This is a genomic window from Rosenbergiella epipactidis, from assembly GCF_018494055.1.
GTDB classification, from domain to species: Bacteria; Pseudomonadota; Gammaproteobacteria; order Enterobacterales; family Enterobacteriaceae; genus Rosenbergiella; species Rosenbergiella epipactidis.
Genome location: NZ_JABBFQ010000003.1, coordinates 317,548 through 343,822 on the forward strand (window position 1 = coordinate 317,548; position 26,275 = coordinate 343,822).

The following is a 26,275-nucleotide window of genomic DNA, read 5'->3' on the forward strand; positions in this document are numbered from 1 at the left end:
TGTGGAGTACCCCATGTCCCAGGGTTGGAATATTGCTATTTTAGGTGCGACCGGTGCCGTTGGCCGTGCGTTAATTGAGTGTTTAGAGCAGCGTCAGTTTGCGGTCGGTAACGTTACGCTACTGGCCACTGAAGAGAGTGCAGGTGAATCTATTCGTTTTGCCGGAAAAAATTACCTCGTTCAGGATGCGCGCAATCATGACTGGAGCGACAGCCAATTAGCCTTTTTTGTCGCGGGACAACAAGCCAGTGCTGACTATGCGGATCTCGCCGCGGACGCAGGATGTATTGTTATCGATAGCAGTGGACTCTTTGCGTTAGCTCATGATGTCCCCTTAGCCGTGGTTGGCGTCAATGACAACACCCTGGCCGACTACCGTAATCGTAACATTATAGCGGTGGCCGATAGCCAAGTGAGCCAGCTGATGAACGCAATAGCCCCGCTTAATGAGGCTGCCAGTGTCCAATCTATCCAGCTAACTGAATTGTTATCGGTTTCGGCTCAAGGGAAATCTGCAGTCGATGCGTTGGCGGGTGAAAGCGCACGCTTACTCAACGGTATCCCGCCTGAGAACTATCACTTTGGTCGTCAATTAGCCTTCAACATGATGCCGCTGGCGATCGATGAGCAGGGCAGTGTCGCGGCAGAACGCCGTGTCGTCGATCAAGTCCGTAAAATATTACAAGACGAAAGTTTCCCATTGAGTGTGACATCGCTCCAAGCGCCGGTGTTTTATGGTAACGCGCAAAGTGTTCGTGTGATCACTGCGCGTCCGCTGGAAGCGGATGAAGCCCAACAAGTATTGAGTGAGCAAGCTGATCTGGCGGTGAGTGAGGAACACGACTTCCCGACCCCGGTAAGCGAAGGTACAGGCCAAGATCAGCTGTATATTGGTGCTATCCGTCAAGATTATGGCCAGCCTGAAGGGTTACAGTTTTGGTCAGTAGCGGATAACGTCCGTTACGGAGGTGCCTTAATGGCGGTGAAAACTGCAGAGCGCCTGATCGAGGATTATTTGTAATGTCGACAGCTGAAGCACCGTACAAAATTGCACTGGGGATTGAGTACGATGGCAGCCGATATTATGGTTGGCAACGCCAACGCGAAGTACGCAGTGTTCAACAGGTTCTCGAAAAAGCCCTGACCCAAGTCGCTAATCATCCCATCGATGTTTTTTGCGCCGGGCGAACGGATGCTGGGGTACATGGGACAGGACAAGTGGTTCATTTCGAAACGCAAGCTAAACGGGCGGATGCCGCTTGGACGTTAGGGGTCAATGCAAATTTACCCGACGATGTTGCGGTGCGTTGGGTTAAAGCGGTACCGGATGAATTCCATGCCCGCTTTAGCGCGACGGCACGGCGCTATCGCTATGTGATTTATAACGAGCGCTTACGTCCAGCTATTCTCGGGAAAGGGTTGACGCATTTTTATCATCCCTTAGACACCGATAAAATGCATCGCGCTGCACAGAGTCTGTTGGGAGAGAACGATTTCACCTCGTTTCGGGCAGTACAATGTCAATCGCGGACGCCATGGCGCAATATTTCACATATTCATGTTGTACGCCAAGGTAGCTTTGTGATTATCGACATCAAAGCCAACGCTTTCGTCCACCATATGGTGCGGAATATTGTCGGTAGTCTGCTAGAAGTGGGGATGGGAAATCAGCCTGAACAGTGGATCGCGGAGCTCTTAGCATTGCGCGATCGGACAAAAGCGGCGGCAACCGCGAGAGCGGAAGGGCTCTATTTAGTTGCCGTTGACTATCCCGAGCATTTTGCATTACCGACACCTGCGTTGGGGCCGCTTTTCCTCGCAGACGATAATCACTTTCATCAATAAGGAGTTATGCAATGCTATCAATGATCATTGATTTTATATTGCATATAGATGTTCATTTAACGGCGTTAATCGCGCATTACGGATTATGGGTCTACGCCATCCTCTTTCTTATCATCTTTTGTGAGACGGGGCTGGTGGTGACGCCATTTTTACCGGGCGACTCCCTATTGTTTATCGCGGGTGCGCTGGCTGTTTTGCCGAGTAATGGGTTAAACGTACATATGATGGTAGGATTATTGGTGATTGCCGCCGTACTGGGCGATGCGCTGAACTACACCATCGGGCGCTTATTTGGCGAAAAACTCTTTAGCCGTCCAAATTCGCGCATTTTTCGCCAGAGCTACCTCGATAAAACGCACCAGTTCTACGATAAGCACGGCGGGAAAACCATTATCTTGGCGCGTTTTGTTCCGATCATTAGGACCTTCGCGCCTTTCGTTGCAGGAATGGGGCGCATGAGCTATCGCCAATTTGGCTTTTATAACCTTATCGGCGGCGTATGCTGGGTGGCATTATTTAGCTACGCTGGGGCAATTTTCGGTGATCTACCGGTAGTGAAAAGCAATATCAACTTGTTGATCGTCGCGATTATTGTGGTCTCGGTACTGCCTGGCATTATTGAAGTAATCCGCCATCGGGCGAAAAAGAATAATACAGATCCTTCAGCATAATGCTGATATCTGTATAATCGCTCCATATTTTTATCCACAGAACCTCACGGTTGTGGTTTAATGAGCGCTATTTATTGGCTGTTGAGTAATCATTCAGCAGAAACACAGTGACTGGTAAAACCAGGTTCAAACAGAAAGGTCCTCAATGAGCTGGATTGAACGCATTCTTAACAAAACAAATGTTGCCCCTGCCCGTAAGGCGAGTATTCCTGAAGGGATTTGGACAAAGTGTACAAGTTGTGGCCAAGTACTCTACCGTGCTGAGCTAGAACGTAATCTCGAAGTCTGTCCTAAATGCGACCACCACATGCGTATGCATGGACGTGACCGTCTGAATACTTTTCTTGATCAAGGAACCACACTTGAGCTGGGAAGCGAATTAGAACCGCGTGACTTACTGAAATTCCGCGATTCTAAAAAGTATAAAGACCGTATTGTCGCGGCGCAAAAAGAGACCGGTGAAAAAGACGCTCTGATTGCAATGAAAGGGCAGCTTCATGGTATGCCTGTCGTGGCGGTTGCCTTTGAATTCTCCTTTATGGGGGGATCGATGGGTGCAGTCGTCGGAGCGCGTTTTGTAAGAGCTGCAGAACAAGCATTAGAAGATGGTTGCCCACTTATCTGTTTCTCCGCGAGTGGCGGGGCACGTATGCAAGAAGCGTTAACATCGTTAATGCAGATGGCAAAAACCAGTGCAGCGTTAGCGAAAATGCGTGACCGGGGTTTACCTTATATCTCGGTACTGACTGACCCTACAATGGGCGGTGTATCCGCAAGCTTTGCGATGCTGGGTGATCTGAATATCGGTGAACCTAAGGCGCTTATTGGTTTTGCGGGTCCGCGAGTGATCGAGCAGACGGTACGTGAAAAATTACCGCCTGGTTTCCAGCGCAGTGAGTTCCTTATCGAAAAAGGGGCGATTGATATGATTATTCGTCGCCCTGAATTACGCTTTAAGCTGGCAAGCTTATTGGCGAAGATGATGAATCTTCCGGCTCCGCTTCCTGAAGAGCTGCCACCAGAGCCTGAGAAGGTCGAGCAAACGCCTAGCGACGCTTAATTCTATATTGCACATTGAAAGACGCTCTGGTAGCGTCTTTTTTATCATTGTTTTAGCGAAAAATTCATACCATGTCTAAGCCTCATCACCCACACTCGTCTTCCTCACTAGAGGAATGGCTGGTTTACCTTGAACAGTTACATGGTCAAGCCATTGAACTTGGCTTAGATCGTATCCGTCATGTTGCGACCGAACTGAATCTTCTCAAGCCAGCGCCATTTGTGTTCACGGTAGGGGGGACGAATGGTAAGGGAACAACGTGCCGTACCTTAGAAGTCTTATTAATGGCAGCAGGGTATCGCGTTGGGGTTTACAGCTCCCCGCACTTTATTCGCTATGCTGAGCGCGTACGAATTAACGGTCAAGAACTGAGTGACCAACAGCATATTTCGAGCTTCGATAGCCTTAACCAAGGCCGTGGGGGAACCTCGTTAACCTTTTTTGAATTTAGCACTCTGTCAGCGTTACAGCTGTTTAAGCAATCTGATCTCGATGTGGTGATTCTTGAGGTGGGATTAGGTGGACGACTCGATGCGAGCAATATTGTTGATGCGGATGTTGCGGTGCTGACATCGATCGCGCTCGACCATACCGATTGGCTAGGGCCGGACCGCGAAAGCATTGGCCGAGAAAAGGCCGGTATATTCCGCCAAGGCAAACCTGCGGTGGTCGGCGAACCGGATATGCCCGTTACCATCAGTAAGGTGGCGCAGGATAAAGGCGCGATTCTCCAAGCCCGGGGTAAAGAGTGGTCCTATAGCGCTTCGTCACACAGCTGGCAGTTCCAAGATATTCAAGGCAAATTGACAGAGTTACCGCTACCACAGATCCCCTTAGCAAACGCCGCTACTGCGCTGGCAGCATTGCGCGTCTCTGGACTTACGCTAAGTGAAGCCGTACTGAGAGAGTCTATTGCCACCGCAACCTTGCCTGGGCGATTCCAGATTGTGCAACATTCTCCTTTGGTGATTTTAGATGTTGCGCATAATCCCCATGCGGCACGTTATCTGGTGGAAAAAATCGAACAGCTCGCCCCCAAGGGAAAAGTTCACGGCGTACTGGGTATGCTTCACGATAAAGATATCGAGGGGACAATCACGATATTATCTGAAGCCGTGGATCAGTGGTATTGCGCTAGCCTAGACGGGCCACGAGGGGCCTCGGCACAGCGGTTACAGCAATCGTTGCCTGAGGCAGAGTGTTATGACCGGGTTGAGCAGGCCTGGCAGGCAGCGTTGTCGCAAGCGGATGCAGACGATGTCGTCTTAGTTTGTGGATCTTTTCATACCGTTGCGGCGGTTATGGCGTTGAGCAATAAGGAGCAGTAACGTGGCCAGTAAATTTCAAAATCGGATGGCGGGAACGATCATTCTGGTGGCACTCGGCGTGATTATTTTACCCGGCTTACTGGATGGTAAAAAAAAGCATTACCATGAAGAGTTCGCGGCCATCCCTTTAGTGCCTAAACCGGGTGACCAACTGAATGATGAGATGGTTCCCCCCGTCACTCAGCCCATCCCGTCAAAAACGATTCGTCAGCAGGCAGCCCAGCGCATCCCGGCTGAGGCTAGCTCGCAAGAGGCTTCTCGTGGTAGTGTGGCGACACAACCTCATGAAACAGGGGCTAATGCCACACAGCTACAGATGCAACGCGCCCAAGAACAGCTAGCACAGCGTGAAGCGCAACGGCTAAAAGATCAAGCGCGCCAACAGCAAGAAGCTCAACGTCAGGCGCAAGCGAAGCAACAACAGTTGGCCGCACAGCAACAGCAGGCTGAGGCGCAGCAACGTCAACAAACCGCAGCGCAGAGTAGCGCCTCGTCAACGCCTACCGGTCAGGCATACGTGATTCAGTTGGGTGCGTTGCGTAATGCCTCACGAGTCTCTGAAGTGGTTGAACAGCTACGGGGTGCGGGCTTCAAAGCCTATTCCATTCCTGCTACACCGGTGCAGGGGCAAATTAACCGTATTTTGGTGGGGCCGGATACGTCGAAGAGCCATCTTCAGTCACAGGTTGCTGAATTGAAGGCGAAAACAGGATTATTTGGGGTGGTCATGCCTTATCGGGTGCATTGATTATCCCAAGATAATCCCCCTTACAGGGGAAAGAACAGGGCAGGGCAATTCCTAAAAATAAGGCATTGCCCTTTTTCAACTTGGCGCAGGAAAACCATACGCAAACGTTTTCTTTTTCTGTTAGAATGCGCCGCGATAGAGGAAACACTGTCATGAGGTGGTATAGGTTACGCGGATGAATTGGATTGATTACGCCATATTAGGCATCATTGGACTCTCTTCATTAGTGAGTCTCATCCGCGGATTTGTGAGGGAAGCCCTCTCATTAATTACCTGGGGTTGTGCATTCTTTGTCGCGAGCCATTACTACCCTTTACTGGCGGATTGGTTTTCGGGTTTTGAACAACCCATGGTCCGAAATGGTATCGCCATTGCGGTGCTCTTTATCACTACGCTAATTGTGGGCGCTCTGGTCAATTATGTGATTGGTAGTTTAGTGGATAAGACCGGCCTGTCAGGAACCGATCGTGTATTAGGGGTCTGTTTCGGCGCGCTACGCGGTGGATTAATCGTCGCGGCTATCCTCTTTTTTCTCGACACCTTTACGGGGTTTTCCAAAAGTGTCGATTGGACGCAATCACAGTTGATTCCACAGTTCAGTATCGTCATCAGATGGTTTTTTGACTATCTGCAGAGCACATCGAGTTTTCTACCCCGATAGTGAGTCGGGACAAGCGGCTATGAGGAAATGACACCATGTGTGGGATTGTCGGTATCAGCGGATTTTTACCTGTAAACCAAGCAATTTATGATGCGTTATCGGTGCTACAACACCGTGGACAAGATGCAGCAGGCATCTGTACGATTGATCAGCTTAATTGCTTTCGCTTACGTAAAGCGAATGGACTCGTTAGTGACGTGTTTGAAGCACGCCATATGCAACGTCTTCAAGGAACAATGGGTATTGGCCACGTTCGTTACCCTACTGCAGGTAGCTCAAGCGCCTCGGAAGCACAGCCTTTTTATGTGAACTCTCCGTACGGTATTACGCTGGCACACAACGGCAATTTAACTAATGCCCATGAGCTGAGAACCCGTCTGTTCGAGCAAGGGCGTCGCCATATCAACACGACGTCTGACTCGGAAGTTCTGCTTAATGTCTTCGCTCAAGAACTTGATCGCTTCCAAGATTATCCCCTGACAGCGGATAATATCTTTACCGCTATCGAGTGTATGCACCGCCAAATCCGTGGTGCTTACGCTGTCGTGGCGATGCTTATTGGTCACGGCATGATTGCCTTTCGCGATCCTAATGGTATCCGTCCTTTAGTTTTAGGTAAGCGCCAACTGCCAGATGGCCGTAACGAATATATGGTCGCCTCAGAGAGTGTTGCCTTAGACACACTCGGTTTTGAATTTATCCGTGACGTTGTGGCTGGTGAAGCTGTTTATATTACTGAACAGGGTGAACTTTTTACGCGTCAATGTGCGGATGCGCCGAAGAATAATCCTTGTTTATTCGAGTACGTCTATTTCGCTCGTCCCGACTCCTTTATCGATAAGATCTCTGTCTACAACGCAAGAATTCGCATGGGTACCAAGCTAGGTGAAAAAATTGCCCGTGAATGGCGTGACTTGGATATCGACGTCGTCATTCCTATCCCTGAAACCTCGACGGATGTTGCACTGGAAATTGCGCGCATCTTAGATAAGCCTTATCGTCAGGGATTTGTGAAAAACCGCTATGTAGGACGGACCTTTATTATGCCTGGACAGCAGCTGCGCCGCAGCGCCGTCCGCCGTAAACTGAATGCCAACCGTGCTGAGTTCCGTGATAAGAATGTACTGTTAGTCGACGATTCAATCGTTCGTGGAACCACCTCCGAGCAGATTATTGAGATGGCTCGTGAAGCAGGCGCCAAACGCGTTTACCTCGCTTCTGCCGCACCCGAAATCCGCTTCCCTAACGTGTATGGCATCGATATGCCAAGCGTCAATGAGCTGATTGCGCATGGTCGTGAAGTGGATGAAATTTGCCAATTAATCAAGGCTGATGCCCTTATTTTCCAAGATCTGAATGATCTGATCGAGGCGGTAAAAGAAGAGAACCCAGATATTACAGACTTTGAGTGTTCCGTCTTTAATGGTGTCTACGTCACGCAAGATGTTAACCAAGAATATCTGGATTATCTGCAATCCCTGCGCAAAGACGATGTGAAAGCCGTGGCACGGCAAAATGAGGTAGAAGGGCTGGAACTTCATAACGAAGGTTAAGCGCTTTTTCTTCTCGTAAACAGGGCGAATATCGCCCTGTTTTGCTTTCTGCTATACTAAGCCTTCGCAAAATAGCGCTCAGTGTGTGGGATACTCGTCATTATGACCAAAAGATTAATCGTTGGCCTGTCTGGGGCAAGCGGAGCACAGTATGGTGTACGGCTGCTCGAGGTATTAAAATCAGTCCCCGAGGTTGAAACCCACCTTGTTGCGAGCATGGCTGCCCGCCAGACCCTCTCTTTAGAAACTGATTACAGTTGGCGAGATGTGCAAGCGCTGGCAGACGAAGTCTATGACGTGCGTGATATTGGTGCATCGATCTCGTCGGGATCTTTCAAAACGCTGGGTATGGTGATCCTGCCTTGTTCGATTAAAACCCTCTCCGCTATCGTCCACAGCTACAGCGATACCTTACTTACCCGTGCCGCAGATGTGGTATTAAAAGAGGGCCGTAAACTGGTACTCGGGGTACGTGAAACGCCCTTACATCTTGGACACTTAAGGATGATGACCACCGCGGCTGAACTTGGGGCGATTATCATGCCGCCCGTCCCGGCGTTTTATCATCGCCCTAACTCTATTAACGATATTGTCGATCAGACCGTTAACCGTATCATCGATCAGTTCGATATCGAGCTACCCGAAGACCTCTTTACCCGTTGGCAAGGTCACTAATGGTGCACGCATGTTTTTTTGCACCACATTCGTGCTAATTTTCGCGCGAATCGCGATAAAACCCCATTAAGCCTTGGCATGTTTTGTGCATTTCCAGTGAGAATCCTCTCTCACTGGTGATATACATGAAAAAGTTGACGGTATTTGCTTCGCTGTTTTTAGGATTAACCCTTTCTAGCCAGGCTTTCTCTGCACTGCCTACGCATCTTCGTTTTGGCACTGACCCGAGCTATCCACCTTTTGAATCGAAAAGTCCCGATGGCAAACTGGTTGGCTTCGACATTGATTTAGTCAATGAAATTTGTAAACGCATTACGACGCAATGCGAATTTGTAACAGGGGATTTCGACGGCCTTATTCCTTCCTTAAAAGCTGAAAAAATTGATGCGATCGTTTCGGCCTTATCGATTACTGAAAAGCGTCTCCAACAGATTGATTTCTCAGATAAATTATACGCGGCCAATGCGCGTTTAGTCGCAGTGAAAGGCTCGCCTTTACAACCAACCGTGGCCTCATTAAAAGGGAAAACTATTGGTGTCGAGCAGGGCACCACTCAAGAAAGCTATGCTGATAAATACTGGCGTGGTGCAGGCGTCACCATCGTACCTTACCAAGCACAGGACCAAGTTTACCAAGATTTAGCCTCAGGGCGCTTAGATGCAGCGTTTCAGGACGAAGTCCAAGCTAGCGAGGGATTCTTAAAATCGGCGGGGGGCAAAGGTTATAGTTTTGCTGGGCCTGCCGTTAAAGATAAGGCTATCTTCGGGGTTGGAACAGGAATTGGTCTTCGCAAAGGGGATACGGAAGTAACCCAAGCCATCAATAAAGCCATCGCCGCAATGCATAAAGATGGGACCTACGACAAATTGGCGAAAAAGTATTTCGATTTCAATATTTACGACGAGTAAGTCCGACAGTGACAGAGCGTCATCTGGCGTGGCGCTCTGTATTCGTAAGTTAAGAGGGGTCGTAGATGCTAGAAGGTTACGGACAGGTGATTCTGCAAGGAACGTGGATGACAATCGAGCTTGCGCTCAGTGCTCTAGTTTTAGCAGTGATTATTGGGTTGGCTGGCGCCGCTGCGCGTCTCTCCCGTTATCCTTGGTTACAGGCTATCGGTGCCACCTATACCACGATTGTGCGGGGTATTCCTGATTTAGTCCTAATGTTACTGATCTTTTATGGTTTACAAATTGCGCTGAACCAAGTCACTCATGGTTTAGACATCGCCCATATTGATATTGCTCCACTGCCAGCCGGAATTTTGACCTTAGGGTTTATCTATGGGGCATATTTTACGGAAACTTTCCGTGGCGCAGCATTATCAGTCCCCCTCGGTCAACGTGAGGCCGCGGTTGCCTACGGGATGACACCTTGGCAATGCTTTGCCCGCATTACCTTTCCCCTGATGATGCGCTTTGCGCTACCCGCAATCGGTAATAACTGGCAAGTGATCTTAAAAGCGACGGCGCTGGTGTCGATTTTAGGCTTAGAAGAGTTGGTCAAAGCGACACAGCTCGCCGGAAAAAGTACCTGGCAACCTCTCTTTTTCGCACTGGTGGCGGGGGCGATTTATCTACTTTTCACCTTGGTTTCACAACTTATCCTAGCTGGGCTGATGCGATTCTACGCTGTTGGCGTGAAGAAGGTGACATTATGACTGCGATCCTTCAACAATATTGGCAGTCGCTGCTGTGGACCAATGGTTACCAACTCAGTGGTTTAGCTATGACTCTGTGGCTACTGGTCTTTTCGATGGTAGTGGGGGGAATACTCGCTTTATTCTTATCGATTGGCCGTATCTCGTCCCGTCGTTGGCTGTCGCTACCTATTGCGCTGTTTACCTTTGTGTTTCGGGGCACACCTTTGTATGTCCAACTATTAATTATCTACACTGGGCTCTATACCTTACAGGTGGTTAGAGATCATCAATTGCTGAATGAATTTTTTCGTAGCGGGTTACATTGTACGCTGCTGGCGTTAACGCTGAATACCGCAGCCTACACCACGGAAATTCTTGCAGGGGCGATACGGGCCGTTCCTGCCGGGGAGATTGAGGCCGCGCAAGCTTACGGTTTTCGTGGCTTAACCTTGTGGCGTTCAATTATTCTTCCCTCAGCATTTCGCACTGCATTACCGGCGTACAGTAATGAAGTCATCTTATTATTACACTCGACCTCGTTGGCATTTACCGCGACGGTGCCGGATATCTTAAAAGTGGCTCGGGATATTAACGCTGACACCTACCAACCTTTTACGGCCTTCGGTATTGCTGCGGTACTTTATCTTTTTATCTCCTGCGTTTTGATTATGGCGTTTCGCCAGCTAGAGAAGCGCTGGTTACCTCATATCAGTTCACGCTAAGGGTTTGCGTATGGTGTCCACCGAAAAATTAAGAATTGAACAGCTACATAAATCTTATGGTCAGCATGAGGTATTAAAAGGCATTAGCCTTACCGCCAATGAGGGTGATGTCATTGCAATTATCGGCGCGTCGGGGTCAGGGAAAAGTACCTTTTTGCGCTGCTTAAACTTTCTTGAGTTGCCGAACAAGGGCAATATTTGGCTCAACCAACGGCAAATCGCGCTCGCCGCCGATCGTACACAACAGTTGCAGGTTTCGGATAAACAGCAGCTGAAGTTATTGCGCAGCAAATTATGCATGGTATTCCAACACTTCAATCTGTGGAGCCATATGACCGTGCTGCAGAATGTAATGGAAGCCCCGTGTAAAGTCCTTGGTATAGCCAATGCCGAGGCGCAAGAGAAGGCGGAATATACGTTGCGTAAAGTAGGGATCGATCCGGTGAATTGGAAAAAATATCCCGTCCACTTATCAGGAGGCCAGCAACAGCGGGTGGCTATTGCCCGGGCATTAGCCATGGATCCTGAGATTCTATTGTTCGATGAACCGACCTCGGCCTTGGATCCTGAGTTAGTGGGAGAGGTGTTGCGGATTATGTTGCAGCTGGCTAAAGAAGGCAAAACCATGATTATGGTGACCCACGAGATGGCGTTTGCCAAAGAGGTCTCCTCACAGGTGATTTTCCTCCATCAAGGCAAGATTGAAGAGCAGGGTTCCCCGGAGGAAATTTTTAATTGTCCTAAGTCGCCACGTTTGCAACAATTTCTCAGTAATCACTTAAAATAAAATGAAAAGCATTTCTTCATAATGCTAGAGATTGCGAAATTAAATTTTACTTATTACTCTTAGGGTAAATCAAAGCACATAGCGTCGAGTAGCGACTCGCGTTAAAAAGGGTTAACCATGGTTGAACAAATGCCTGTAGGTCAGATTGAATGGGTTGATATTGTTGATGAGAATGATGAAGTCGTTGCGACGGCTGCCCGTCAACAAATGCGCGCGGAATCTCTACGCCATCGCGCAACCTATATCGTTGTGACAGAAGGCACAGGCCGTATTTTGGTCCAACGTCGCGCAGAGAATAAGGATTTCGCCCCGGGGAAACTCGATGCGACAGCCGGTGGGGTGGTGCAATCGGGTGAAGAGCTTCTTGCTTCCGCGCGCCGCGAAGCAGAGGAAGAGTTGGGTATCGCAGATGTGCCTCTCGCGGAGCATGGGAAGTTTTATTTTGAAGATGAGGGATGTCGGGTGTGGGGAAGCTTGTTTAGCTGCGTCTGCCATGGCCCCTTTGCGTTACAAGATGGTGAAGTGACAGAAGTGTTTTGGATGACACCCGAAGAGATCACCGCTCGTTGCGATGAATTTACCGATGATTCGCTAAAAGCCTTAGCGTTGTGGTTAACCCGTAACGGCGAAAACCGTTAAGGCATACATACTGAATTGCCACCTGTTACCAAGGTCGCAGGTGGCGTATCGGTTAGCCTCTGTTTTCAGCTTGCTGAGACTGAATAGCAGTGAGCGCAATGGTATAGACGATATCGTCGACCAATGCCCCCCGCGAGAGGTCATTCACTGGCTTACGCATACCTTGCAGCATGGGTCCAATGGAAATCAATTCCGCCGAACGCTGCACGGCTTTATAAGTCGTGTTACCGGTATTGAGGTCAGGGAAGATAAACACTGTCGCGCGGCCCGCCACCCGTGAATTCGGTGCTTTAGACTTCGCCACATCTTCCATAATTGCCGCATCGTATTGCAATGGCCCATCAATGATCAGGTCCGGGCGTTTTTCTTGCGCAAGACGCGTCGCTTCTCGTACTTTATCAACATCGCTGCCGCTGCCAGAATTTCCCGTTGAGTAAGAGATCATCGCGACACGGGGTTCAATACCGAAGGCTGCGGCGGAGTCTGCTGACTGAATGGCAATTTCCGCTAATTGTTCAGCATTCGGGTCCGGATTGATCGCACAATCTCCATATACCAGCACTTGTTCAGGTAACAACATAAAGAACACAGAAGAGACGATGCTGCTGTTCGGCGCGGTTTTGATTAACTGTAGCGGTGGGCGAATAGTATTGGCGGTAGTATGTACTGCGCCAGAGACCAATCCATCGACTTCACCTTTTTCCAACATCAGGGTACCGAGTACAACGTTATCTTCAAGCTGTTCACGGGCCACAACTTCCGTCATGCCTTTGTTTTTACGCAGTTCGACCAGTCGAGAGACATAGTCTTCTCTGACCGCTTGCGGATCCACAATGCTGACACCCTCCCCGAGTACGATCCCTTGTACTGAAGCAACGCGTTGAATTTCTGCGGGATCCCCGAGTAATACGCATTGGGCAATTTTACGTTCTGCACAAATTGCAGCGGCACGTAAGGTTCGCGGTTCGTCGCCTTCCGGTAACACAATGCGCTTACCGGCTTGACGGGCCAGCTCGGTTAATTGATAACGGAATGCTGGTGGTGAGAGGAGGCGGCTACGTTCAGCGACCGATCCAAGGGAGTCAATCCACGGTTTATCAATATAACTGGCGATAAACTCCTGCACCTTCTCAATACGCTGAGTATCATCCACCGGAATTTCTAAGTTGAAACTTTGTAGCGTCAGTGAGGTTTGCCATGTATTGGTTTTCACCAAGAAAACGGGAAGGCCAGTTTGGAATGCCCGCGAACAGAGTTCCTGTACCGCCGGATCAATCTGGTAACCGCCTGTTAATAAGATTGCACCGATTTCTACGCCGTTCATTGCTGCTAAGCATGCCGCCACTAGCACATCGGGGCGGTCAGCCGAGGTCACGAGCAGGGAGCCTGGACGGAATAATTTAAGCATATTCGGTAGGCTACGTGCGCAGAAGGTCACTGATTGAATCCGGCGAGTGGTGATATCACCCTCGTTAATAATTTCAGCCTTAAGATGTCGACACATATCAATGGCACGGGTAGCAATCAGGTCGAAATTCCAAGGGATCGCGCCAAGTACCGGAAGAGGGGAGGCTTGACTAAGCTGCTCGAAGGTAAAATTAGCCACGGTGGCTTCATTGGTATCATCGAACATTTCCGACAGGTCCGGCCTGGTGCGGCCTTCTTCATCGGTTGGGGCATTGATCTTATTAATGATCAACCCAGCGATATTTTTATTCTTACGCCCCCCGAAGCTATTGAGTTGTAGCTCAACTCTCTCTTTCAACTGAGTGGGCGTGTCGGTGCCAGGCGAAACGACAAAGATAATTTCAGCATTGAGGGTTTTGGCAATTTCATAGTTAAGGGTTTGCGCAAATTGATTCTTGCGCGTTGGGACTAACCCCTCAACTAAGACCACGTCCGCATTCCCGGTATTATCATGGAAGTGGGCTATAATCTCTTCCATTAGGATATCTTGCTGATTATTACTCAGTAAATTCTCAACATAGCTTAAGGCCAAGGGTGCCACGGCCGGAATCGAGGATGTCGCGTTGATAATTTCCGTAGTATGGTCCAGTGACAGCTCGGAATCACGCGCTTGGGCGATGGGCTTGAACATGCTAATACGCATGCCTTTACGTTCCATCGCACGGATCACCCCTAAGCTTACGCTAGTCAGACCCACACTTGTGCTCAGTGGCACCAGCATAATAGTACGAGACAAATTAACCCCCTCTACAATTCTTAAAACTGATAGTAAATCTGTTAAGCGGTAAGTGTTGCTGCGTCTTGTGCAATGACCCATTCTTCGTTAGTTGGAATCACTAAGATTGGGCAGCTACCGTCACGTTGAATCGCGCCAGCCTCGCCAAAGCGCGCCGCTAAGTTTTTTGTCTCATCGATAGCGAGATTTAACAGTGCGAGCTTCTGCACCGTTTGTTCACGAATTTTAGCGGAGTTTTCGCCGATTCCACCGGTGAAAATGACCGCATCGAGTCTACCGTCCATCAGCGAGGAGTAGGCACCGATATATTTGGCGAGACGATGGCAGAAGACATCTAAAGCACGCTTGGCCTCAGGCTTGTCGGCGAAGTTATCCTCGACAAAGCGGCAATCACTCGTCACGCCCGTCAGCCCCAGTAATCCGGACTCTTTGGTCAGCATCTGATTAATCTGTGCGACGTCCATTCCTAAATTATCGTGGAGATAGAAGATGATCGCAGGATCGATATCGCCACTGCGGGTGCCCATGACCAGTCCTTCCAACGGCGTGAGCCCCATTGAGGTATCAACACATTTACCTTGGCGGATAGCGGCAACCGACCCACCGTTACCGAGGTGGCAAGTGATAATATTCAGATCGTCTACCGATTTTTCGAGGAGCTTAGCGGCTTGACGAGAGACATAGAAATGGCTTGTGCCGTGGGCACCGTATCGACGAATACCATGTTGCTCATAGAGCGCATAAGGCAGCGCATAAAGATAGGCTTCCTCCGGCATAGTCTGGTGGAAAGCGGTGTCGAAAACGGCCACGTTTTTGTTCGTTAGATGAGGGAAGTTTTTGAACGCCTCGCGAATGCCAATCAGATGGGCAGGATTATGCAGCGGCGCGAAACAGGTCGCTTGTTCAATGGCGGTGATGATTTCATCGGTAATCACTACCGACTGAGTCAGATGCTCGCCACCATGGACAATGCGGTGACCGATAGCGCGAATTTTTTCAGAAAGCTCAGGTGCGTCGACAAGAATACGATTAACGATAAAGCCCAGTGCCTCACTGTGGGCGGCGCCTGCACCCAGTGACGACTCTTGTTTCGCCCCCGCATATTTCCATTTTATACGGGCTTCCGGTAATGAAAAACACTCGGCTAAACCGGAAAGGTATTCTGCGCCAGTAGCGGGATCAAGAATGGCAAACTTCAGAGAAGAACTGCCACAATTTAGAACCAGAACTAAGTTATTCGACATAAACGCACCTGTAAATGTTATATGTAAGCACTCCCCAAAATCCTCTGAATTGGGGGGCGCTATCGTTAATGCTAATATACACTGGTCAATAGGAATAACTATGTTCTGAGGCAACACCCTAGCGATTTATAGGATTGTTCAGAGTAATCAGTGTAAGTTTGTGTCATCTTTCTCATCGATTGACGATCGGGGTGGTATGCTTGACCCATTCATGTACGCAGAGAGTGTGGTGCGAATGGTACTCCCAATTAATCGGGATTTAAAACTTTTTAAACTCTTCGGCTTTTGAGGCAAAAACAATGAACGATACGCATCGACCAGGGCTGTTTGCTACGCTGCGTCTTGGCAAAAAGTACATGAAAAGTTGGCCACAGGAAAAGAGCCTCTCTGCCATTTTTCCTGAAAATAGAGTGTGTCGAGCCACGCAGTTTGGTATTCGTTTTATGCCACCGATAGCGGTCTTTATTCTATGCTGGCAACTCGCGTTCCATGCGCAAATCGGCCCCGCCATTGCGACGGCGGTGTTTGCCTGTAGTTTACCTGTACAAGGGCTGTGGTGGTTGGGCAAAAGGGCGCGTAAACCGTTAACGGGCGGGACGTTAGAATGGTTTCACACTATTCGTGAAAAGTTACAAACCTCTGGCCAAGCCATCAACCTTCCTCAAGGCGAGGTGACCTATCAGCACCTGGCAGAATTATTAATGAAGGCTTTTAAACAGTTGGATAAAGCCTTTTTGGATGAACTGTAACGATAAGGGAAGTAATTATGTATCAAGGATTCCTTTTTGACTTGGATGGCACGTTAGTTGATTCCTTAGCCGTGGTGGAAACTGCATGGTCGAAATGGGGAGAACGCCATGCCATTCCTGCCTCAGAAATTCTAGCGTTTATTCACGGTAAGCAAGCGATTACCTCCTTACGTCATTTTCTCCCGCAAGCAGACGAAGCGACGCTACGTGAAGAATTCTTGTGGCTGGAACATCTTGAGTCGACGACGGTGGAAGGGATCGTCCCGCTACCGGGTGCGAAAGCGTTACTGACTTATTTGACTGAGCAGAAAATTCCTTGGGCAATTGTCACTTCTGGCAGCCTGCCCGTTGCGTCAGCGCGTTTCGAGGTCTTGGCGCTCCCCCGTCCGGCAGTGTTTATTACTGCGGAACAGGTTGCGAAAGGTAAACCGCATCCGGATCCCTATTTGTTAGGGGCTGAACAGCTAGGGTTGGCACCAGAGCGCTGTGTGGTGGTGGAAGATGCTGTGGCAGGAATCGAAGCAGGCTTGGCGGCAAAATGCGCCGTCGTCGCAGTGAATGCGCCGGTCAAGGCCGCTCATTTAAAGGCGACGTACTCGTTGAAGAGTTTAACTGATCTTGTTGTTACGCCAACGGCTCAAGGTTTCACACTGTGAGTCTATAGTGGACTGAGCGAAGACATCGAGTGACTCGATGTCTTGTTAACGCTACTGATAGTTCTCTGAGATACGATCAAGCGTTGTGGTGCAACTCTCCGCAAAAATCTCCATAAAGTCATTCACCTCTGGCATGGTTCGGCGAAGATGGTTAAGTCTCTGCTCAAGGCCTTCTTTGACGTGAATAAATTCATCATTATTGAAGCGCAGCTCATTTAACGTCTTGATATAGGCCGCTAATATATCGGCAGCTTTGACGATTTTTTTATATTCGCTGTCGACATTATCTTGAATAATCAGCCCAGAGAAAGCGTCACGAAGGTCATCGGGAAGGGTGGTTAAACACTCTTGCTCGGCGATTTTTTCGAGATGCTTAAAGGCTTGAGTGAATTCTGGATTATGGTATTTAGTCCGGGAATTAATATCTTGAAGTTTTGTTTCCGACACTTCGTGGTACAGGGCGACGACTGCCGCACGGTCGGGGTTAAGGGTATTCCCATACCGTTTATTACCGATAACCGTCAGTAAATGGGCAATTACCGCGACTTGGTGGCTGTGCTCTGCTACGTTTTCTTTCTGTACACAGTGCATTAAGGCCCAGCGTTTGATCAGTGGCATACGAGTTATCCATGCCATAAACGTACTTTGGATCGCCATGTTATCCTCTTTACAAACCGAGTAAAAAGACGCCTTGCGGCGCCTTAATGAATAATGATTATTGGTGGTAGTGACTGAGAAAGCGACCAAATTTATTAATCGCCATTTCCAAATCATCTACCCTTGGTAAGGTGACGATACGCACATGGTCAGGCCATGGCCAGTTAAAGGCAGTACCTTGTACCAGCAGCACTTTTTCCTGTAGAAGGAAATCGAGGACCATTTTTTGGTCATCGTAGATATTGAACTTCTTGATATCTATTTTCGGGAACATGTATAAGGCGCCCTGAGGTTTCACACAGCTTACCCCAGGGATTTGGTTAACCAGTTCCCACGCGCGCGCGCGTTGTTGATAGAGGCGACCATCAGGAACGATAAATTCACTGATACTCTGGTATCCCCCCAACGCGGTTTGGATAGCATGCTGTGCTGGCACGTTCGCGCAAAGTCGCATCGAAGCCAGCATCTCTAAGCCTTCTATATAACCTTTAGCATGTTTCTTCGGCCCATTGAGTACCATCCAGCCTTGGCGAAAACCGGCCACTCGATAGGTTTTAGACAGACCATTGAAGGTCACGGTTAATAAATCTGGCGCTAAAGCGGCAATCGAATGGTGTTGAGCGGCATCATAAAGAATCTTATCGTAGATCTCGTCAGCAAAAATGATGAGGTTGTGCTCGCGCGCGATCTTCACCACTTCAATTAGCAATTCTTTGCTATAGACCGCGCCAGTCGGGTTATTTGGGTTGATAATGACAATACCGCGAGTGCGGGGGGTAATTTTTGCCCGGATATCGTCAAGATCAGGGAACCAATCACTGCTCTCATCACAAAGGTAGTGCACCGCTTTACCACTGGACAGTGAAACGGCCGCCGTCCACAGCGGGTAGTCTGGTGCAGGAACCAGCATTTCATCGCCCGTATTCAGCAGCGCCTGCATAGACTGTACGATAAGCTCGGAAACTCCATTACCGATATAAATATCTTCGACCGTAATATCACGCATACCCAATGCTTGGTAGTGTTGCATAATAGCTTTACGAGCCGAATAGAGGCCTTTTGAGTCAGAATACCCTTGCGAAGTCGGGAGGTGTTTGATGACATCGACTAAAATTTCATCCGGTGCCTCAAAACCAAAAGGTGCGGGGTTGCCAATGTTTAACTTAAGTACTTTATTACCTTCTTCTTCAAGCCGTTTTGCTTCTTTTAGTACTGGGCCACGAATATCGTAACAAACATTCTCTAATTTGGCGGATTTTTCTATTTTTATGCTCATGCGCTTCATCTCGGCTTTAGGAATAGGAAATGACACTACTATTTCCTGTAAATGTACTCTGGTCAGACAGTTAAATGAAGCGTCTCAATGAGGTCAGCGTTGATTACAGAAGGGAAATCTACTCTTTTGGTGTTTTGTGCTGAATATTTACATCTATTGATATAATATTCTGTATCCTTGGGGCGTTGTCACCAGGAAAGCCAGCTTGAAAGCATTACTGCCATTTCGACGACATTCAACGTCAGAACACTTTTTTAAAGTAGCGTAAATAATAGGTAAGTATTTATAAGAATTTTTGGCGTGACTATTAATAATATTTTTAATTGAGTGATCAAAAGAAATAGCTAAGATTTGTAGGGTTAATTATTAATTTGTCTTAAAGGTTTTTGTTTTATTAATTATTAATAATTTAGGGTGAAAAAATTAATCGTTAGATGATTTCTTATAACTACCGCTACGAGTGGTGAGAGCTAGGGGTTGGGGCTAGATAATATGAACTAAGTCAAAGAATGTTCAGTTTTGTCGAAAAATAATTCCAATTTATGCCTAGAAATGATTAAGTCGAATTAACAAATTAAAACTTATCGTAGAAGGGGTATTAACTTAATTTTTTTGTCCACTATAGACAATTTATTATTCCTAATGGCCAATAACGATGAGTAATTAGCGCGACTCAGAAACAGCAAGGATACGCTTTGGGCTGTTAAAGCGCATTGAGGTTATTGAGTCATTGTAAAATATCGTCTCTCTTGACCAGCAATAAACAACACCAGTAAGTATTAAAATAAAATTAAAAGTGAATAATTATGACAACCCATAACAATATATCGATCAATCTCGATCTGGATCTGCTGCGAACTTTTGTTGCGGTAGCCGATTTAAATACTTTCGCCGCGGCCGCTGCTGCGGTATGTCGTACCCAATCTGCCGTCAGCCAACAGATGCAGCGATTAGAGCAAATCGTCGGCCGTGAGCTTTTCGCCCGTCATGGTCGCAATAAACTGCTGACAGAGCATGGCATTCAATTATTAGGTTATGCCAGGAAGATTCTGCGCTTTAACGATGAAGCCTGTGCCTCATTAAAATACAGCGATGAGCAGGAAAAACTCATTATTGGGGCGACTGAAGATACGTCGGAGAGTTTACTTCCTTTTATGCTTAACCGTATCACTGCACTGTACCCGTCTCTGGAAGTTGAAGTTCGCGTAAATAAAACAGAAACCATACTGTCATTGCTGGATCAGCAAGAAATTGATGTCGCGTTAACCACGCAGGGCGATACCCGTTTCGAACAACAATTATTACGTACGTCACCGACGTTATGGTTTTGTGCAGCCGATTTTGCAATCACTTCAGGCGAAGCGATTCCCTTAGTTATCCAGAATGAAGGGGAGTTATTTAGAGAGATTGCCATTAATGCACTCGACGAGCACCAAGTTCCTTGGCGTTTAGCTTATGTTGCAAATTCCAAAGCGGCCATCAATGTCGCGGTGAAGTCTGGTTTAGGGGCAACCGCTAGACCCGCTGAAATGCTAAATCCAGAGCTACGCGTATTGGGCACGGCTGAAGGCTTACCTTTATTACCGGATACTCAGTATCTCTTGTGCCGCCTACCTAAAACAGAAAAGGCCTTCGTACAATCACTTTTTAACGTTTTAGCCCCAACACCCGACACGGTTCATCGCTTAGCAGAAGTCGCCGTCGTAGAGACCGATGTGTGTGAAGAGGTGGAAGCCGTTAACTGAAGCCCTAGGAATAACCTCGGTGTTTCACCACTCTTGTGCGTAAAGGGATTCGCTAAGAAGAAGTTTCAGCCACAAGGATTACGATCTTCATCGGCGGTTTACCCCACAGACTGAATTGGGAGTAAACCGCCGCTTTAACCATAAACCAGTGAATTTATGAGTCAGATCAAAAAAACCTTACTTATTGTGCGTGAAAATTCTTATAAACCTGCCACACTTATTTGAGATTTCTTGAGAATTTGTGACAGAGATCTAAGGTTAAGTCTTTACATTTCATGTTTGTCAATTGTTAAAAAATATTTATATTTATTCGCTTAGGTTGACAAAAGGTTATGAAAAGGAGTAAAAAAAACCAATAAAAATACTGTTAATTTTTTATTTAACAGACATTACTAAAAGGTGTCACACCTTCCGTAAACTTTTGTGGTCACTCCTTGCGCAGTTTTGCAAACTGTCACCCACACTTGAAGAGTAAGCATGAGTATGTCAACCACTACTGAAGTAATCGCTCATCACTGGGCTTTTGTCGTTTTTGTCGTCATCGCTTTCGGACTTTGTGCATTCATGTTAACCGGCGGTTGGTTACTGGGTGGACGCGCCAAAGGTCGACACAAAGACACCCCATTCGAATCAGGTATCGAGCCTGTCGGCTCCACACATCTTCGCCTCTCTGCCAAATTTTATCTTGTCGCGATGTTCTTCGTCATTTTCGACGTGGAAGCACTATTCCTCTACGCCTGGGCCACCTCTGTCCGCGAAAGTGGGTGGATTGGTTTTGCTGAAGCAACAATCTTTATTCTTATTTTGTTAGCTGGACTAGTTTATCTCGTCAGAACGGGTGCGCTTGATTGGGCGCCAGCACGTCGTCGTATTGTCGTCAAATCAGAGAACGGACGCGGCAATTCTCCTCAAAAGTCATAGAGAGGCATTAAGATGGATTACACACTCACCCGCGTCGATCCCAATAGCAATGGTGAGAACGATCGCTATCCTTTACAAAAACAGGAAATTGTTAGCGATCCTCTTGAACAGCATGTCCACAGAAGCGTTTACATGGGCAAATTGGAGCATGCACTGCACGATATGGTGAACTGGGGGCGTAAAAACTCCTTATGGCCTTACAACTTCGGCCTCTCTTGTTGCTATGTTGAAATGACCACTTCGTTCACTGCGGTTCATGACGTGGCCCGTTTCGGTGCCGAAGTTATGCGTGCGTCACCTCGTCAGGCTGACTTCATGGTTATCGCAGGTACACCTTTCACTAAAATGGCACCGGTTATCCAACGTCTCTACGACCAAATGTTAGAGCCGAAATGGGTTATCTCGATGGGTGCCTGTGCAAACTCTGGCGGCATGTACGATATCTATTCGGTTGTGCAGGGCGTCGATAAATTCCTCCCCGTCGATGTTTATATTCCAGGTTGTCCTCCTCGTCCTGAAGCTTACATGCAGGCCTTATTGCTATTACAAGAATCGATTGGCAAAGAGCGTCGCCCGCTTTCTTGGGTGGTTGGGGATCAGGGCGTCTATCGCGCCAATATGCAATCGGAACGTGAGCGTAAACGCGGTGAGCGTATCGCCGTCACAACGCTACGTACCCCAGACGAAATTTGACCCGAAAACCATTAGGCGGCGTTAGGAACCAAAACAATAATTCTCTCGCCTAAGGGTAGCCTTCTTTGTCGTGCCAATACTGGCCGGAATGGTGAACAACGTATGACAGATATCAACACGCAACAGCAAAACCCCGCTGCTTGGCAGACACAGGATCACCTTGATGATCCGGTGGTCGGTGAGCTGCGTAATCGTTTTGGGCCTGATGCTTTTACGGTCCAACCTACGCGAACTGGGATCCCTGTGGTCTGGGTACGCCGTGAGCAACTGCTCGAAATTATCAGTTTCCTGCGTCAACTGCCGAAACCTTATGTCATGCTGTATGATCTGCATGGCGTTGATGAGCGGTTAAGAACACATCGTCAAGGTCTGCCTGAAGCAGACTTTTCAGTGTTTTATCATTTTATTTCGATCGATCGTAATCGCGATATCATGCTGAAAGTGGCGTTGCTTGAGCGTGATCTCAACTTACCAACGTTGACCAACATTTTCCCGAACGCTAACTGGTACGAGCGCGAGACCTGGGAAATGTTCGGTATTACCTTCGAAGGGCATCCGCATTTAACGCGTATCATGATGCCCGATACCTGGACCGGGCACCCATTACGTAAAGACTATCCGGCGCGTGCGACTGAATTCGATCCTTTTATGTTGACGAAAGCAAAAGAGGATATGGAAATGGAGGCGTTAACCTTCGACCCTGAGAAATGGGGAATGAAACGCGGCACGGCCAATGAGGACTTCATGTTCCTTAACTTGGGACCGAACCACCCCTCTGCGCACGGTGCTTTTCGTATCATCTTACAACTCGACGGTGAAGAAATCGTCGATTGTGTACCGGATATTGGTTACCACCATCGTGGGGCCGAGAAGATGGGCGAGCGTCAATCCTGGCACAGCTACATCCCTTATACCGACCGGATTGAGTATTTAGGCGGTTGTGTTAACGAGATGCCTTATGTTCTTGCGGTGGAAAAATTAGCCGGAATTACGGTACCTGAGAAAGTTGACGTGATCCGCGTGATGCTTTCTGAACTCTTCCGTATCAATAGCCACTTGCTTTATATCTCTACCTTTATTCAAGACGTCGGTGCGATGACGCCGGTCTTTTTCGCCTTTACAGACCGTCAGAAAATTTACGATTTGGTCGAAGCGATTACCGGTTTCAGGATGCACCCTGCATGGTTCCGTATCGGCGGTGTAGCCCATGATTTACCGAAAGGCTGGGAACGTCTGCTGCGCGAATTCTTAGATTGGATGCCTAAGCGTCTGAAAGAATATGACAAAGCCGCGTTACGTAACTCTGTGCTAGTTGGCCGTTCAAAAGGCGTTGCGGCCTATAATCAAGAAGAAGCATTACGTTGGGGAACCACGGGTGCAGGCCTGCGTGCAACGGGGCTAGACTTTGACGTGCGTAAATGGCGTCCTTATTCTGGTTACGAAAACTTCGACTTCGAGATCCCCGTCGGGGATGGTATCAGTGATGCTTACAGTCGCGTGCAATTAAAAATGCAGGAGATGTGGCAATCGCTGCGTATTCTAGAGCAGTGCTTGAAGAATATGCCAGAAGGGCCATTCAAAGCTGATCATCCACTGACGACACCACCGCCGAAAGAGCGCACATTACAGCATATCGAGACCTTGATTACGCACTTCTTACAAGTGTCGTGGGGGCCGGTCATGCCTGCGAATGAATCATTCCAGATGATTGAAGCGACGAAAGGTATCAACAGTTACTACTTAACCAGTGATGGCTCGACCATGAGTTATCGCACCCGGGTTCGTACTCCTAGTTTCCCTCACCTGCAGCAGATCCCTTCAGTGATCAATGGCAGTTTGGTATCAGACCTTATCGTCTACCTAGGCAGTATTGATTTTGTTATGTCAGATGTGGACCGCTAATTATGCACGATCAAACTATTTCCATTAAAACGATCGACACCCAAGCCAGTTTTATGCTGAGTGATGTCGAACAGCAAGCGATTGAGCATGAGAAGCACCATTATGAAGACCCGCGTGCTGCCTCGATTGAAGCGCTGAAAATTGTTCAAAAACACCGGGGCTGGGTGCCTGATGGTGCAATTGACGCCATTGCTGAAGTTCTGGGTATTCCGGCCAGTGACGTGGAAGGCGTGGCCACTTTTTATAGCCAAATTTATCGCCAGCCTGTGGGGCGCCATGTGATTCGCTATTGCGATAGCGTGGTTTGCCATATTACGGGTTACCAAGGTATTCAAGCAGCGCTAGAGGAAACCCTCCAGATCAAACCGGGACAAACGACGGCTGATGGTCGTTTCACATTGTTACCGACATGCTGCTTAGGCAATTGTGATAAGGGGCCGACGATGATGGTTGGTGAACACACTCATGTGCATTTAACGCCTGAGTCCATCGCCTCGCTGCTGGAGCAATACTCATGAGTTTCAAAACTATTGTTCGTACTGCGGAAACGCATCCACTGACCTGGCGTCTGCGTGATGATAAACAACCTGTCTGGTTCGACGAGTATTGCGCCAAAAATGGCTACGCCGGCGCGCGCAAAGCGTTAGGCGGGATGTCACCCGATGAGATCGTGGCGCAGGTAAAAGATTCAGGCTTGAAAGGGCGTGGCGGTGCAGGCTTCTCCACCGGTTTGAAATGGAGTCTGATGCCGAAAGATGAGTCGATGAATATCCGCTATCTCTTATGCAATGCAGATGAGATGGAACCCGGCACCTACAAAGACCGTTTATTGATGGAGCAAATGCCCCATCAATTGGTGGAAGGAATGCTGATCAGCGCCTTCGCCCTCAAGGCGTATCGTGGCTATATCTTCTTACGAGGAGAATACGTCGAGGCGGCTGAGAATTTACGCCGTGCGATTGAAGAAGCGAAGCAAGCAGGCCTACTAGGCGAGAATATTCTGGGCACTGGCTTCAATTTTGAACTCTTTGTCCATACCGGTGCAGGACGCTACATCTGCGGGGAAGAGACAGCCTTAATTAACTCTTTAGAAGGACGTCGCGCCAACCCTCGGTCAAAACCGCCATTCCCTGCCAGTGCAGGAGTATGGGGAAAACCGACCTGCGTGAACAACGTTGAAACGCTATCGAATGTTCCGGCCATCTTAGCCAACGGTGTGGAGTGGTACAAAGGTCTCTCCCAAAGCGACGATGCGGGCACCAAAATGATGGGCTTCTCTGGCCGAGTTAAGAACCCAGGGTTGTGGGAACTGCCTTTTGGGATCACCGCACGGGAAATTTTAGAGGACTATGCGGGCGGGATGCGTGACGGTTTACGCTTCAAAGCTTGGCAGCCCGGCGGGGCAGGGACCGACTTCTTAACCGACTCTCACTTAGATTTGCCCATGGAATTCGCCAGTATCGGTAAAGCGGGGAGCCGTTTAGGTACCGCCCTAGCCATGGCCGTCGACCATGAAATTAACATGGTCTCCTTGGTACGTAATCTGGAAGAGTTCTTCGCCCGCGAATCTTGTGGATGGTGTACACCTTGCCGTGACGGCTTACCTTGGAGCGTCAAGATTCTGCGCGCGTTGGAACAGCGCAAAGGTCAACCGGGCGATATTGAAACCTTAGAGCAACTCTGTCGCCAACTGGGGCCGGGGAAAACCTTCTGTGCCCATGCGCCGGGTGCGGTTGAACCGTTACAGAGCGCAATTAAATACTTCCGCGAAGAGTTCGAAGCGGGCATTGCGCCGCAAGTTTTTGGCAACACACGCAGTATCAGCGGGATTCAACCGAACTTATTAAAAAGCCGTTGGTAGAACGCTCGCCCGTTAAAGCTAGCGATCACACAAAAAT

The 26,275-nt window shown here is 48.4% G+C and carries 25 protein-coding genes and 1 pseudogene; 22 read left to right on the plus strand and 4 right to left on the minus strand.

Annotated elements, in window-relative coordinates; genetic code table 11:
• The first annotated feature begins 13 nt into the window (after positions 1–13).
• The 14 genes from HGT71_RS07070 (at position 14) to yfcD (ending at position 12,331) form a co-directional block, all read left to right on the plus strand.
• Positions 14–1,021 carry an aspartate-semialdehyde dehydrogenase gene (locus HGT71_RS07070; protein ID WP_214217157.1) on the plus strand — a complete coding sequence of 336 codons (1,008 nt, stop codon included), beginning with the start codon at positions 14–16 and terminating at the stop codon, positions 1,019–1,021.
• Positions 1,021–1,845, plus strand: coding sequence for a tRNA pseudouridine(38-40) synthase TruA (gene truA, locus HGT71_RS07075; RefSeq protein WP_214217158.1), 825 nt, complete (start codon positions 1,021–1,023; stop codon positions 1,843–1,845). Before HGT71_RS07070 ends, truA begins: the two co-directional genes overlap by 1 nt.
• A gap of 11 nt (positions 1,846–1,856) precedes the next feature.
• Positions 1,857–2,516, plus strand: a complete 660-nt coding sequence (locus HGT71_RS07080) for a DedA family protein (RefSeq protein ID WP_214217159.1) — start codon at positions 1,857–1,859, stop codon at positions 2,514–2,516.
• A gap of 145 nt (positions 2,517–2,661) precedes the next feature.
• On the plus strand, positions 2,662–3,576 hold the full coding sequence (accD, locus tag HGT71_RS07085) for an acetyl-CoA carboxylase, carboxyltransferase subunit beta (RefSeq protein WP_048912333.1): 915 nt from the start codon (positions 2,662–2,664) through the stop codon (positions 3,574–3,576).
• Positions 3,577–3,647: 71 nt separating this feature from the next.
• Positions 3,648–4,904: a bifunctional tetrahydrofolate synthase/dihydrofolate synthase gene (gene folC / locus HGT71_RS07090; protein ID WP_214217160.1), complete on the plus strand. Its 1,257-nt coding sequence runs from the start codon at positions 3,648–3,650 to the stop codon at positions 4,902–4,904.
• Position 4,905: 1 nt separating this feature from the next.
• Positions 4,906–5,652: a cell division protein DedD gene (gene dedD, locus HGT71_RS07095; RefSeq protein WP_214217161.1), complete on the plus strand. Its 747-nt coding sequence runs from the start codon at positions 4,906–4,908 to the stop codon at positions 5,650–5,652.
• Between the two features lie 175 nt (positions 5,653–5,827).
• Complete coding sequence (gene cvpA, locus HGT71_RS07100; RefSeq protein WP_048912330.1) at positions 5,828–6,313, plus strand: colicin V production protein; 486 nt, start codon at positions 5,828–5,830, stop codon at positions 6,311–6,313.
• A gap of 35 nt (positions 6,314–6,348) precedes the next feature.
• Positions 6,349–7,866, plus strand: a complete 1,518-nt coding sequence (gene purF, locus HGT71_RS07105) for an amidophosphoribosyltransferase (RefSeq protein WP_214217162.1) — start codon at positions 6,349–6,351, stop codon at positions 7,864–7,866.
• 102 nt (positions 7,867–7,968) lie between these two features.
• Entirely contained in the window at positions 7,969–8,541 is a 573-nt protein-coding gene (locus HGT71_RS07110) for a UbiX family flavin prenyltransferase (protein WP_214217163.1), read from the plus strand.
• A 125-nt stretch (positions 8,542–8,666) separates the two neighbouring features.
• The gene (locus HGT71_RS07115) at positions 8,667–9,449 is read left to right on the plus strand and encodes a lysine/arginine/ornithine ABC transporter substrate-binding protein (RefSeq protein ID WP_214217164.1); all 783 of its coding nucleotides are present in this window, start codon (positions 8,667–8,669) and stop codon (positions 9,447–9,449) included.
• A gap of 65 nt (positions 9,450–9,514) precedes the next feature.
• A complete protein-coding gene (locus tag HGT71_RS07120; RefSeq protein ID WP_214217165.1) occupies positions 9,515–10,201 on the plus strand; it encodes an ABC transporter permease in 687 nt (228 codons plus the stop codon).
• On the plus strand, positions 10,198–10,905 hold the full coding sequence (locus tag HGT71_RS07125; RefSeq protein WP_214217166.1) for an ABC transporter permease: 708 nt from the start codon (positions 10,198–10,200) through the stop codon (positions 10,903–10,905). The genes HGT71_RS07120 and HGT71_RS07125 overlap by 4 nt, the downstream gene beginning before the upstream one ends.
• Before the next feature lie 13 nt (positions 10,906–10,918).
• Positions 10,919–11,692: an ABC transporter ATP-binding protein gene (locus HGT71_RS07130; protein ID WP_241596871.1), complete on the plus strand. Its 774-nt coding sequence runs from the start codon at positions 10,919–10,921 to the stop codon at positions 11,690–11,692.
• Positions 11,693–11,809: 117 nt separating this feature from the next.
• Positions 11,810–12,331: an NUDIX hydrolase YfcD gene (gene yfcD / locus HGT71_RS07135; RefSeq protein ID WP_048912324.1), complete on the plus strand. Its 522-nt coding sequence runs from the start codon at positions 11,810–11,812 to the stop codon at positions 12,329–12,331.
• 52 nt (positions 12,332–12,383) lie between these two features.
• On the opposite strand, the gene pta is transcribed toward yfcD, so the two are convergent.
• On the minus strand, positions 12,384–14,534 hold the full coding sequence (pta, locus tag HGT71_RS07140; protein ID WP_214217168.1) for a phosphate acetyltransferase: 2,151 nt from the start codon (positions 14,532–14,534) through the stop codon (positions 12,384–12,386).
• Positions 14,535–14,575: 41 nt separating this feature from the next.
• Positions 14,576–15,778: an acetate kinase gene (locus tag HGT71_RS07145; RefSeq protein ID WP_214217169.1), complete on the minus strand. Its 1,203-nt coding sequence runs from the start codon at positions 15,776–15,778 to the stop codon at positions 14,576–14,578.
• Positions 15,779–16,077: 299 nt separating this feature from the next.
• Between HGT71_RS07145 and yfbV the strand changes: the two genes are divergently transcribed.
• Together yfbV and HGT71_RS07155 are read left to right on the plus strand one after the other, a co-directional pair.
• Positions 16,078–16,527 (plus strand): terminus macrodomain insulation protein YfbV, encoded by a 450-nt coding sequence (gene yfbV, locus HGT71_RS07150; protein ID WP_099824231.1) that lies wholly within the window; start codon positions 16,078–16,080, stop codon positions 16,525–16,527.
• Between the two features lie 14 nt (positions 16,528–16,541).
• Positions 16,542–17,183: a sugar phosphatase gene (locus tag HGT71_RS07155; RefSeq protein ID WP_214217333.1), complete on the plus strand. Its 642-nt coding sequence runs from the start codon at positions 16,542–16,544 to the stop codon at positions 17,181–17,183.
• Positions 17,184–17,234: 51 nt separating this feature from the next.
• Here the strand turns inward: HGT71_RS07155 and yfbR are convergent, their stop codons facing one another.
• Both yfbR and HGT71_RS07165 read right to left on the minus strand, forming a co-directional pair.
• The gene (yfbR, locus tag HGT71_RS07160) at positions 17,235–17,840 is read right to left on the minus strand and encodes a 5'-deoxynucleotidase (protein ID WP_214217170.1); all 606 of its coding nucleotides are present in this window, start codon (positions 17,838–17,840) and stop codon (positions 17,235–17,237) included.
• Positions 17,841–17,898: 58 nt separating this feature from the next.
• Entirely contained in the window at positions 17,899–19,116 is a 1,218-nt protein-coding gene (locus tag HGT71_RS07165; protein WP_214217334.1) for a pyridoxal phosphate-dependent aminotransferase, read from the minus strand.
• A gap of 806 nt (positions 19,117–19,922) precedes the next feature.
• Here HGT71_RS07165 and HGT71_RS07170 point away from each other — a divergent pair.
• The 6 genes and pseudogenes from HGT71_RS07170 to nuoF all read left to right on the plus strand — a co-directional run bounded on the left by HGT71_RS07170 (position 19,923) and on the right by nuoF (position 26,238).
• Complete coding sequence (locus HGT71_RS07170; protein WP_214217171.1) at positions 19,923–20,861, plus strand: LysR substrate-binding domain-containing protein; 939 nt, start codon at positions 19,923–19,925, stop codon at positions 20,859–20,861.
• Between the two features lie 477 nt (positions 20,862–21,338).
• The gene (locus tag HGT71_RS07175) at positions 21,339–21,782 is read left to right on the plus strand and encodes an NADH-quinone oxidoreductase subunit A (protein ID WP_048912317.1); all 444 of its coding nucleotides are present in this window, start codon (positions 21,339–21,341) and stop codon (positions 21,780–21,782) included.
• A gap of 12 nt (positions 21,783–21,794) precedes the next feature.
• A complete protein-coding gene (locus HGT71_RS07180) occupies positions 21,795–22,475 on the plus strand; it encodes a NuoB/complex I 20 kDa subunit family protein (protein WP_099824239.1) in 681 nt (226 codons plus the stop codon).
• Between the two features lie 88 nt (positions 22,476–22,563).
• A pseudogene (gene nuoC, locus HGT71_RS07185) lies at positions 22,564–24,377 on the plus strand (NADH-quinone oxidoreductase subunit C/D).
• A gap of 2 nt (positions 24,378–24,379) precedes the next feature.
• Positions 24,380–24,895 carry an NADH-quinone oxidoreductase subunit NuoE gene (gene nuoE, locus HGT71_RS07190; RefSeq protein ID WP_214217173.1) on the plus strand — a complete coding sequence of 172 codons (516 nt, stop codon included), beginning with the start codon at positions 24,380–24,382 and terminating at the stop codon, positions 24,893–24,895.
• On the plus strand, positions 24,892–26,238 hold the full coding sequence (gene nuoF / locus HGT71_RS07195; RefSeq protein ID WP_048912313.1) for an NADH-quinone oxidoreductase subunit NuoF: 1,347 nt from the start codon (positions 24,892–24,894) through the stop codon (positions 26,236–26,238). The genes nuoE and nuoF overlap by 4 nt, the downstream gene beginning before the upstream one ends.
• Positions 26,239–26,275: the final 37 nt, after the last annotated feature.

What these genes read in the sequence shown, in the direction of transcription:
- accD (WP_048912333.1), top strand. Translation starts at nt 2,662, where the DNA reads ATGAGCTGGATTGAACGCATTCTTAACAAAACAAATGTTGCCCCTGCC.
- nuoE (WP_214217173.1), top strand. Translation starts at nt 24,380, where the DNA reads ATGCACGATCAAACTATTTCCATTAAAACGATCGACACCCAAGCCAGT.
- purF (WP_214217162.1), top strand. Translation starts at nt 6,349, where the DNA reads ATGTGTGGGATTGTCGGTATCAGCGGATTTTTACCTGTAAACCAAGCA.
- folC (WP_214217160.1), top strand. Translation starts at nt 3,648, where the DNA reads ATGTCTAAGCCTCATCACCCACACTCGTCTTCCTCACTAGAGGAATGG.
- HGT71_RS07125 (WP_214217166.1), top strand. Translation starts at nt 10,198, where the DNA reads ATGACTGCGATCCTTCAACAATATTGGCAGTCGCTGCTGTGGACCAAT.
- HGT71_RS07165 (WP_214217334.1), bottom strand. Translation starts at nt 19,116, where the DNA reads ATGAGCATAAAAATAGAAAAATCCGCCAAATTAGAGAATGTTTGTTAC.
- HGT71_RS07120 (WP_214217165.1), top strand. Translation starts at nt 9,515, where the DNA reads ATGCTAGAAGGTTACGGACAGGTGATTCTGCAAGGAACGTGGATGACA.
- HGT71_RS07070 (WP_214217157.1), top strand. Translation starts at nt 14, where the DNA reads ATGTCCCAGGGTTGGAATATTGCTATTTTAGGTGCGACCGGTGCCGTT.
- HGT71_RS07110 (WP_214217163.1), top strand. Translation starts at nt 7,969, where the DNA reads ATGACCAAAAGATTAATCGTTGGCCTGTCTGGGGCAAGCGGAGCACAG.
- HGT71_RS07170 (WP_214217171.1), top strand. Translation starts at nt 19,923, where the DNA reads ATGACAACCCATAACAATATATCGATCAATCTCGATCTGGATCTGCTG.
- cvpA (WP_048912330.1), top strand. Translation starts at nt 5,828, where the DNA reads ATGAATTGGATTGATTACGCCATATTAGGCATCATTGGACTCTCTTCA.
- HGT71_RS07080 (WP_214217159.1), top strand. Translation starts at nt 1,857, where the DNA reads ATGCTATCAATGATCATTGATTTTATATTGCATATAGATGTTCATTTA.
- HGT71_RS07175 (WP_048912317.1), top strand. Translation starts at nt 21,339, where the DNA reads ATGAGTATGTCAACCACTACTGAAGTAATCGCTCATCACTGGGCTTTT.
- HGT71_RS07145 (WP_214217169.1), bottom strand. Translation starts at nt 15,778, where the DNA reads ATGTCGAATAACTTAGTTCTGGTTCTAAATTGTGGCAGTTCTTCTCTG.
- yfbV (WP_099824231.1), top strand. Translation starts at nt 16,078, where the DNA reads ATGAACGATACGCATCGACCAGGGCTGTTTGCTACGCTGCGTCTTGGC.
- nuoF (WP_048912313.1), top strand. Translation starts at nt 24,892, where the DNA reads ATGAGTTTCAAAACTATTGTTCGTACTGCGGAAACGCATCCACTGACC.
- HGT71_RS07115 (WP_214217164.1), top strand. Translation starts at nt 8,667, where the DNA reads ATGAAAAAGTTGACGGTATTTGCTTCGCTGTTTTTAGGATTAACCCTT.
- yfcD (WP_048912324.1), top strand. Translation starts at nt 11,810, where the DNA reads ATGGTTGAACAAATGCCTGTAGGTCAGATTGAATGGGTTGATATTGTT.
- HGT71_RS07180 (WP_099824239.1), top strand. Translation starts at nt 21,795, where the DNA reads ATGGATTACACACTCACCCGCGTCGATCCCAATAGCAATGGTGAGAAC.
- truA (WP_214217158.1), top strand. Translation starts at nt 1,021, where the DNA reads ATGTCGACAGCTGAAGCACCGTACAAAATTGCACTGGGGATTGAGTAC.
- yfbR (WP_214217170.1), bottom strand. Translation starts at nt 17,840, where the DNA reads ATGGCGATCCAAAGTACGTTTATGGCATGGATAACTCGTATGCCACTG.